General features: G+C 37.9%; 9 protein-coding genes. 6 read left to right on the top strand and 3 right to left on the bottom strand.

Annotated features, from left to right (window positions below):
• On the bottom strand, positions 1-1,527 hold a 1,527-nt coding region (locus AC22ZQ_RS09050), incomplete at its 3' end, for an excinuclease ABC subunit UvrA (protein WP_486756239.1).
• Between the two features lie 319 nt (positions 1,528-1,846).
• Here AC22ZQ_RS09050 and dnaB point away from each other — a divergent pair.
• The 6 genes from dnaB (at position 1,847) to AC22ZQ_RS09020 (ending at position 8,680) form a co-directional block, all read left to right on the top strand.
• Complete coding sequence (gene dnaB / locus AC22ZQ_RS09045) at positions 1,847-3,412, top strand: replicative DNA helicase (RefSeq protein ID WP_318958459.1); 1,566 nt, start codon at positions 1,847-1,849, stop codon at positions 3,410-3,412.
• Between the two features lie 34 nt (positions 3,413-3,446).
• Complete coding sequence (locus AC22ZQ_RS09040) at positions 3,447-4,703, top strand: asparagine synthetase B (protein ID WP_318958458.1); 1,257 nt, start codon at positions 3,447-3,449, stop codon at positions 4,701-4,703.
• Entirely contained in the window at positions 4,704-5,174 is a 471-nt protein-coding gene (locus AC22ZQ_RS09035) for a hypothetical protein (protein ID WP_318958457.1), read from the top strand.
• Between the two features lie 2 nt (positions 5,175-5,176).
• Positions 5,177-6,388 carry a 3-phosphoshikimate 1-carboxyvinyltransferase gene (locus AC22ZQ_RS09030; RefSeq protein WP_318958456.1) on the top strand — a complete coding sequence of 404 codons (1,212 nt, stop codon included), beginning with the start codon at positions 5,177-5,179 and terminating at the stop codon, positions 6,386-6,388.
• A 33-nt stretch (positions 6,389-6,421) separates the two neighbouring features.
• On the top strand, positions 6,422-6,784 hold the full coding sequence (locus AC22ZQ_RS09025; protein WP_318958455.1) for a hypothetical protein: 363 nt from the start codon (positions 6,422-6,424) through the stop codon (positions 6,782-6,784).
• A gap of 78 nt (positions 6,785-6,862) precedes the next feature.
• Positions 6,863-8,680: a T9SS type B sorting domain-containing protein gene (locus AC22ZQ_RS09020; RefSeq protein ID WP_318958454.1), complete on the top strand. Its 1,818-nt coding sequence runs from the start codon at positions 6,863-6,865 to the stop codon at positions 8,678-8,680.
• Between the two features lie 53 nt (positions 8,681-8,733).
• Here AC22ZQ_RS09020 and AC22ZQ_RS09015 read toward each other — a convergent pair whose 3' ends face one another.
• Together AC22ZQ_RS09015 and AC22ZQ_RS09010 are read right to left on the bottom strand one after the other, a co-directional pair.
• Positions 8,734-9,786, bottom strand: coding sequence for a methyltransferase domain-containing protein (locus tag AC22ZQ_RS09015; protein ID WP_318958453.1), 1,053 nt, complete (start codon positions 9,784-9,786; stop codon positions 8,734-8,736).
• A 170-nt stretch (positions 9,787-9,956) separates the two neighbouring features.
• Positions 9,957-10,289: helix-turn-helix domain-containing protein (locus tag AC22ZQ_RS09010; protein WP_413468680.1), on the bottom strand; the 333-nt coding region annotated here is incomplete at its 5' end.

Raw genomic sequence — 10,289 nt, 5'->3', positions numbered from 1 at the left:
AGCTTGATCATTTACCGTTTGAATATTGAATGCTTCTTTTCTAGCATATTCCTTCAAAGTTCTTTCTACTTCCTTCGATTTTCGAGTAAAAACTGTAAGGCCACCCTTTAACTTTTCCATTCCCTGTTCCAACGCAATGGGAGTGGCTATCTGCTCATCTTCGCTCAAAGCAAGTTTAGTAGGGGTGTTCAATGTTTTATGCGCAAGGAATTCGCTTTTACTTCCATTAAACACAATTTCTCCACCTTCAGCTCCAGCCTTAAGTCCTAACTCAACAATCCAATCTGCGGATTGAATAAAGTTTAAATCGTGTTCCACTACCATTACCGTGTTCCCCTTGTACAGAAGTCGGTCTATAATATAGCGCAAATGCTTTTGATAGGTTTCGGGTAAACCTATGGAAGGTTCATCGAAAACATACAAAATACCTTGTAAATTACTGTTGACTTGTTTCACCAACTTCATCCTTTGGGCATCACCGGAAGAAATTGCCGTGCTCTGCGTGCTCAATTGATAATGTCCCATTCCAAGATGAATAAGGTCATACAATTGTGTACATAATTTATCCACTAAAACCTGCTCTCCTCCATATAAGGAAAATCCCTTTAACTTAGCGTAGAGTTCCTCTAAAGAAAACTCCATCCATTCTTTAAAATTATAACCTTGCCATGTATATTTTAAATGTTCTGCTTTAATTCGTGCACCTTTACAAGAAGGACATTCCATAGCACTTGCAAAACGCAAAATGTTTGGATTTCTATCTCTTTTCAAAATGTCTTTCATAATGGGCATCATGCCTTTATAGTAGCCTTCCTCTCGTGGCTTAGCTTTTAAACCTTCCCAGCGCAGGCGCGACTCTATGCTGTGTTTTCCATAAAACACCTTCAACTTGTCACTCCCATTTAAGATGACATCTTGTTGCTCTTCTGTTAAATCTTTCCAAGGAACATCCACAGAAAAACCGTGTGCCTTGCACACTTTATTGAGTTCGTCTACTGTAACTTGAGAATAAACGATATACCCATTCGGTAAAGTTGTAACAATAGCACCTTCACGTAAAGTTTTGCTGGGGTCACCTACCAATTTATCGATATCTATGTACTCAGCCTCCCCTATACCTCTGCAGGTTGCACACATACCTTTAGGATGGTTAAAAGAGAACAACGATTTACTCATAGCTTCCTTACCTGAATAACGCGCAAAAAGAATACGAAACAAAGGCGCAAGCTCAGAAAGCGTCCCAAAGGTTGCATTGATTGATTGAAACCTTTTGCTTTGCTCCACTTTAATTACAGGTGGTAAATCTTTCAACTCATCCACATCAGCAGAAGGAATACGTTGCGCATTTTGTTGATTATAAGCCGGCAAACTTTCTAAGAAATAACGATACCCTTCATTACCAATAACCCCCATGGCTAAGGATGATTTTCCAGAACCCGAAAGACCGGTAACCACAATTAACTGATTTTCTGGAAGGCTTAATGAAACGTTCTTAAGATTGTTCTGTCTGGCATTTACTACGCGCATAAAGAATGAAAATTAATGTGTTTTGCTAAGGTAGAAAACTTAGACAGTTAGACAGGTGGTGAACTATATTTTCAAAACCTAAGTGCAACAGGATTTAACTATAAAAGGCAGAGGGAGTTTCAGACAGAGCAGAATCAAGATTAACTGTTACACAACAAACATAAAACCATGTATTTTAACGAGTTACACACTTTTGATTTCAAAGCTTGCATTCCTACAGTTTTCAACAATTCGTTGATAAGTCACTTTCTTTAAACAACTCATCAATTCACTAAAATTATGCTATTAAAGCCCGCTTCGATTTTCTATATTTGTGCCTATGGAGAATGGGGAAAACAACCAACGCGTAAGTAAAGGTAGACTACAACGTGTAAAATCTACGATGGGAGAAATCGGAAAAGTACCACCACAAGCAATAGAACTAGAGCAGGCGGTGTTGGGTGCCATGATGTTGGAGAAAAGTGCGGTGAACGATGCGATTGACGTATTGGGTACACCTGAAGCTTTTTACGATCCAAAACACCAAGCCATTTTCAATTGTATACAACAATTATTTGGTGCTTCTGAACCGATTGACTTATTAACAATCACAGAAAAGTTAAAACAACTTGGAGAGTTAGAATTAGCTGGAGGTGTTGTTTATTTATCATCGCTTACCCAACGAATAGGTTCTGTGGCGCACATTGAAGCCCACGCCCGTATCATTATCCAGAAATACATTCAGCGTCAAGTAATTAAAATGAGTAACGACTTGTTAAAGAACTCATTTGACGAAACCAAAGATGTATTTGAATTACTTGGAAATGCCCAAGAAGAGTTGTTTGCCATTACGCAGAACAACATGAAAAAAGGGTACCACACCATGCAAACGTCTATGATGGAGGCCATGGCCGAAATTGAGCGTGCTACCAAAATACAGGATGGTGTATCTGGGATTCCTACCGGATTTAAAGATTTGGATAAAATTACTGCGGGTTGGCAGCGTTCGGATATGATTGTAATTGCCGCTCGTCCTGCCATGGGTAAAACTGCCTTCGTACTTTCAATGGCTAGAAATACTGCCGTAGATTACAACCAAGGTGTAGCAGTATTCTCTCTGGAGATGTCAAACGTACAGTTGGTAAAACGTTTGATTTCATCGGAGACGCGTATTCCAGCAGAAAAATTAAGAAAAGGTAACTTGGCCGATCATGAGATGCAACAACTGCACTCACGTATTACACGATTGACCAATGCTCCAATTTTCATCGATGATACACCAGGTATCTCTATCTTCGAATTGAGAGCCAAGTGTAGACGATTGAAAGATAAATACGACATCAACATGGTAATCATTGATTACTTGCAGTTGATGACTGCGGGTTCTAACAATAAAGGAGTTGGTTCTCGTGAACAAGAGATTTCTCAAATCTCGCGTTCGATTAAGGAAATTGCCCGTGAATTGAACATCCCAGTGATTGCACTTTCTCAGCTTTCGCGTTCGGTTGAACAAAGGGGTGGTGATAAAAGACCTGTACTTTCTGACCTTAGGGAATCTGGAGCTATTGAGCAGGATGCCGATATCGTATCATTTATTTACCGTCCAGAATACTATGGAATTACAGAAGATGATTATGGCCCTACACAAGGAGTTGGAGATATCATCATTGCAAAACACCGTAACGGTGCCACGGATACAGTTCGTTTGAAGTTTATCGGTAAATATGCACGTTTCGAAAACAGAGATGCTGCATTCGATGAACACGAAGAAGTTGTTCCAAGTGCTATGAATCCTTCAGCAGGATTTGAAGACCAGCCAAATACAATGACCGTTCGTAGTAAAATGGATGAAATAGAAGACGATTTTAACTTTTCAAGCAATGACTTTGACGATACTCCGTTTTAAATCATAAATTAGAGGAAATCGCAACGTTAATGCCATGCAAAAAATCATTTTTTTTCTATTTCTACTTTTTGGTTTACAAGCCAAAGCTACGCAGATCATCGTTCCAATGGATGCCGGTCAAAGCAATCATTTAAAGGCCTATGGAGCTGCGTTTTTTGTATTGGAAAATGAAGTAGTAATTGAATGGCTACTGAATTACAGAGGAGGAGCTTTTCTCATGCCACATTTAAGCACAATAGAAGACATGCTTATTATTCGTGGTGTGAGTTACGAAATCTTAGCAGATGGTCAAGTTGAAGCTATTAAAAGAGAAATTGCTAACCCTGAAGTGAATCAAGAAGTGGTGCAATTGGAAAAAGCACCAAAAATTGCAGTATACACTCCTGGTGGGAAACAACCCTGGGATGACGCCGTAACTCTGGTGATGGAATATGCAGAAATACCTTATGATAAGGTATACGACAGTACAGTAATCGCTGGTGGATTAGTAGAATATGACTGGTTGCATTTGCACCATGAAGACTTCACAGGACAATACGGAAAATTCTACGCTAATTTTAAAAATGCCCCGTGGTACAGACAACAAGTTGCAGAACTAGAACAAAGTGCCCGAAAACTAGGCTTTGAAAAAGTCTCTGACATGAAATTAGCAGTTGCCGCTAACATTAAGAGTTTCGTTTTTGGAGGAGGCTTCTTATTTACAATGTGTAGCGGGACTGATAGTTATGACATCGCCCTTGCCGCGCATGAAACAGATATTTGTGAAGACATGTACGACGGTGATCCAGCAGATCCAAATTGTCAAGAAAAACTAGATTACAGCAACAGTTTTGCTTTCGAAAACTACGAATTAGAACAAAACCCACTGGTTTACGAATACAGCGAAATTGATGGTACCGCAGACCACAGAAAAGTAAATGAAAAAAACGACTACTTTACTTTATTCGATTTCTCTGCAAAATGGGATGTCGTTCCCACCATGTTGACCCAATGTCACACAGATATTATCCCTGGTTTTTACGGACAAACAACGGACTTCAGAAAAGAATACATCAAATCGAATGTTACCATAATGGGTGAATCTCAAAATTTAGGAACGGTGCGCTATATACACGGAGAACACGGTATGGGTACTTGGACGTTTTATGGAGGACATGACCCTGAAGATTACCAGCACAGAGTGGGTGACCCACCCACAGATTTAAACCTTCACCCTAACTCTCCAGGTTATAGATTAATCTTAAATAATATTCTTTTCCCAGCAGCGAAAAAGAAAAAACGCAAAACATAAATGATACAGTTACTTCGTAACAAAGCCTTAACAGGAATCCTTCTTTTCCTAACAGCAACAGGCCTTTTGTTTTATTACCGAGAAGAACTTTCAGAACGCTTTATTTCTAGAATAGTAGGCTACAACTTTGAGTACTACCTCTCGCCTTTCATGCCCTTGATTTTATTGCTTTTAATTGCTGTAAACTTAGGATTGATCATTGCTTTAATGAAAAACGAAAACCTTCAAACTTCTGAAAAAGTAAAAGTAGCTAGCAAACACTTGTTGACCTTTTTAGTTTTTGGTATTGTTGGTTGGGGAATTCACTTCTACTCCATTCTTGACCTCTTGAAAAATCAAGGTTCTATGGCGGTTTTAGAAGGAAACATTTTACTCTATCACATTTCAGATATCGCTTTGGTTCTTGGTTTTGGACTTGGAGCTGTACTCTTTATGCGCAAAGCTATTCATCACGGAAAAATTGATTTTTAGTCATGAAATTACAACGTGTGAATGCAATGCCAAAAGGGAAAGAAATACAACTTCCTGCAAGTAAAAGCATTGCAAACAGAGCATTGATTATACAAGCTTTGAGCAAGGAAGAAATTGTAATCACAAATCTTTCTAACGCCAGAGATACACAAACCATGTTGCAGTTATTGCAAAATGAGGGACAGGTGAAGGACGTAAAAGATGCTGGAACCACTATGCGTTTTCTTACTGCATATTATGCCCTGCAAAACGATAACTTCATCCTCCAAGGAACGGAGCGCATGCACCAACGTCCAATTGGTATTTTAGTAGATGCTTTGCGTAATTTAGGAGCTCAAATCAGTTATTTAGGTGAAGAAGGATATCCTCCTTTGGAAATACATCCCTTCCAACCTATTAATGCATGTCAAGAATTAGTTATAGATAGCAGTATAAGCAGTCAGTACATCTCTGCTTTATTGATGGTAGCACCACTTTTACCCAATGGATTATTTTTCAAACTCGAAGGTAAAACCGCTTCTAAACCTTACATCAATATGACCTTAGAATTGATGCAGCAATTTGGCATTACCTTGCGTCATTACGAAAATAAAATACGCGTAAACCCTGGCAGGTATTCGGGTGGAGAATTAAGGGTTGAGAATGATTGGTCGGCAGCAAGCTATTGGTATAGCTTTTTAATACTTTCTGACTTAGAAGAATTGTTTTTACCAGGACTTCAAGAAAATTCCTTACAAGGCGACGCTGTTATCGCAGCCATTGCAACCGTTTTTGGAATAGAAACAAGTTTTGATGACGAAGGTGCCACGCTTAAGAAAGTGCCTAAAGAATTCCCAACAGAACTCAAATTAAACGTTCAAAATTGTCCGGACTTAGCCCAAACCTTGGCTGTATTATGCGGTGTAACGGGAGTTGAATTACATTTAGACGGTATACACAGTTTACGCATCAAAGAAACCGATAGAGTGAAGGCACTACAAACCGAACTGGCACGTTTAAATGTAGAAGTAGAAGATTTCGGTGAAAGCATCAAGATCTATGGAAAGCAAATCAAAGAACTTCCTAAAAACTTAAGTATTACCACCTATGAAGACCATAGAATGGCCATGTCTTTTGCACCTCTAGTAAACCTGGGAGAAATAGACATACAACATCCTGAAGTGGTGGAAAAATCCTATCCAAAATTCTGGGAAGAGCTTCAAAAAATGATTTAAATTCAGTACTTTAACCCTATCAAACCGTGCTTTATGCAAAAACTAGCTTTTATAATTATTTGTTCTTCATTCTTTTTCAGTTGTAAGAAAACGCTATGGATTACACCTACACGAGATATTACTGACACAGTTAAGGTAAATACAGATTACGTCTACAATTTTATGGTCAACAGTGCCGAAGATGAAGTAGAAATGATTTCGGAACCTTTACACGCTGATACAAGTGAATATTTCTCGGATTCCACAGAACTCTATCCTTACTCTTATTTCTATTCTACGGAACAAAATTACACCGGAGAAGATTACATAGAATTCAACATCAAGCGCAAATCTTCAGCGGATAATTATGACTTACCAGAGGAAGAACGTTTGAGGATTACTTTGATTATTGAGTAGTTATTTTTCAAATCTACTACCAACTTTACGATCAGCCACTCCGTTGTTATCAACAACAGGTAATAGTAAATCTCCTAAATGACATTAAAGCACCTAATACTATTCTTTATATTTACTGCATCTTGTTTCTGGACCGCTGCACAGAACCTAGTTCCGAATCCTAGTTTTGAGAATACGGTTTCACTACCTTGTGTTGGAGGTGTAGCTGTAAATCAATTTAATAGCTATTTTCAAGATTGGAATTTACCTACTCTGGCAACTTCAGATTTCTTTAGCCTTAATGTACCAAATACTTGTTCTATTTATTGCTTAAACTCACCATGGAATCATTTACCAAAATCAGGTAATAATATGGTAGGCGCATATTGTTCGAGTATTTACAATGATTCTAATTCGAGAGAATATATACAAACTCAATTGCTGCAAACTCTAACACCTGGTCAGCATTATTATGCAAAGTTTCATGTTTCCTTAGCTGCAAAAAGTAGATTTGCATCTAATAATCTTGGAATGTATTTTTCTGATACACTTATTAACTCGTTTCAATCTGATGTATTAAATTTTACTCCTCAAATTATTGAACAAAAAATTATTACGGATTCGGTAAACTGGGTTAAAATTTCAGGAACTTTCACAGCGTCAAGTCCCTCTCAATATATAATCCTTGGTTGTTTTAGTAACGGTCAAAACACTTCATTAACACCTACAAATCATAACGACATTGTATTCAACGAATATTCTTATTATTTCTTTGATGACATCTTAGTTAAAGAAACTTGTTTAACACATTCACCTGACACTACTATTTGTCAGAATACCTCTGCGACCTTGAATGTAAACTCCAATAGCTTTATTGGCTGGGCAGAAAGTACAAATCCAAGTACAATTCTCTCCACAAGTAACAATTTTACGGTAAGTCCTCAACAATCTACCAACTATCTTATTTATTCCCAATGTGATACTTTTGACATTTGGGTTTATGTTCAGGAGCCTTTCACGTTTAATATTGGAAATGACACTACCTTATGTCCCGACGAAACTTTAACACTTTCACCGCAATACAAAGGCAACTCCTATTTATGGTCTAATGGATCAACTGACTCAACCATTACAGTAAATAGCGCGGGTTTATATTCTCTTGAAATAACTAAAAATGGTTGCTCTAGTTCTGACAATATAATGGTAGACTATTACCCCGAACAAATCTTTTCATTCGATCAAGATACTGCTATCTTCTGCCCTGGAGACACCTTGAATTTCTTGTATAATCTCAATAATGCCAATTACTTATGGTCGGATAATTCTACTTCAAATTCCATCAGTATTACACAAACCCAAAACCTTAGTTTAGCGGTAGAGCAAAATGGATGTACGTACGAAGACAGCATCTTAATTTATACACCTCCAGGTCCTCAAGTCAATTTAGGAACAGACACAAGCATCTGTGAGGATTTATCCATTGTTTTAAACGCACATCACCCCTACTCAACATTTTTATGGCAGGATGGATCTACAGAAGCTGAACTTATTGTAAATGAAGCAGGAACTTACTGGGTTAATGTTGAAAATTGTTTTGAAGCAAGTGATACCATTTTAATTGAAACAGAAAATTGTGATTGTGTACTTTATCTACCCAACACTTTTACCCCTAACCAAAATGGTGTGAACGATGAAATATCTGCTGTAGCCAGTTGTCCCTTAGATCAATTCGAATTCATTATCTACAACAGATGGGGAAAGGTAGTTTTTCATTCGAATAACATCCAAGATTTCTGGAATGGGACGGTTAAAAACCAACTCACTAATACAACTTGTTTTAGCTATAGTTTACAATATTCATTCGCCGATGATGCTTTTGTCCATACTAAATACGGGCATATAAATATGTTGTATTAAACAAAAAAGGACCATCTCAGTAGACAGTCCTTCTTCCATAATATTATCGTTTACTAGCAGCAAGAAGCTTCTGTTCCTGGCTCTCCAATAGAAAACGGCATAGCACCCCCACAACCTTCAAAAATTCCGTAGTGTGTGCTCCAATCTCCATAGAATTCGAAATCTTCTTTAAAACGTGTATCGTGTAGCATTTTGTAGGTATTACCACATACCGCCATCACTTTACCCGCAGGGAAATTATGATGATCATCTAAATCAAAAGATGCTTTCTCTTCTGTGATTGTCCCCTTGTATTTCACAGCTTGACCGTAATCTTCACAGTCAGACTCCAGTCCGTCTATTTTAAACAAACGATAGGTAACACTAAAACAATTGATATCCCCCAACTTCTCTTCTAGTTCAGGATTCTCAACCGTAATCACTTTGTTTTCTACTGCTCTCGGATCTGTAAATCCAACTTTCTTGGCAATGTTTAAGAAGTCATTCCAATACAATGCTCCAGAAATACATTCCCCCCACAACACAGGGTCCTTTTGTAGTTCCACAGGGAAACGACGGTCTGCATACACATCTGAGAAGTACATTTCTCCACCTGGTTTCAAAAGATGAAAAGCATCACGCAGAACTTTCTCTTTATTTTCCGCCAAGTTGATCACACAATTAGAGATAATTAAATCAAAGCTACCCGGTTCTAGATCCAATTCATCCAAGGCTTCGATATTCCCTTTTAAAAAGCGAACATTTGACGTAGCATACCCAAATTTCTCTCTGTGGTATTCTAGATGCTCGTTGGCCACAGCTAATTGCTCATCGGTCATATCTACACCTACAACCTCACCTTGTTCACCTACTAATTTTGCTGCGATATAACAATCTCTACCTGAACCTGAACCTAAATCCAAAATCTTCAATCCTTTCACTTTAGAAGGAATGGTTAATCCACAACCGTAATATTTCGCCTGAACTTCATCGTGAACATCTCTCAACGCTTCCATAATATGCTTTGGTGGAGCGGTTAATGTGCAACATGCATTCGTTTTCAAGTCTTCCGACTTCTCTAATTCTTTTCCGTAGTATTCTTGTACTGAAGTATGAATTTCACTCATATTTATCGTCTATGATTATTGTCTATTTAACATAGGTACGCAAACGCATTTCCTATGGATTTAGTTTGGTCGTATAAAACTAAAATTTCTTACAGATTGAGCGCGTAACAAATAGACATAAAAAAAGCGAACAACTTTCATTGTCCGCTTTTCTCTATATTTTTTTACGTTTAGTTGGCCATTTCTGACATAAACTTAATACGCATCAATCTTAATTCTTCTTCACTGTAATCACCGTCGAACTCTTCGTAGGCCTCTTTCAGATCATCAGTTTCAGCATCTGAGAAGTATTCGTAAATCTCTTCGTGCTCACCATCATCTAACATATCATCTATGTAGTAATTGATGTTCACGCGCGTTCCAGATTGAACAATCATTTCAATTTCATCCAAAACCTCGTTCAAACTTTTCCCCTGTGAAGATCCTATATCTTCTAGCGGTAGTTTTCTATCGATGTTTTGGATTAAACGTACTTTCATTCCACTTTTATTGACCAATTGCTT

It is taken from the genome of Lishizhenia sp. (assembly GCF_057456495.1).
This window is presented reverse-complemented; position numbering and strand designations above follow the sequence as displayed.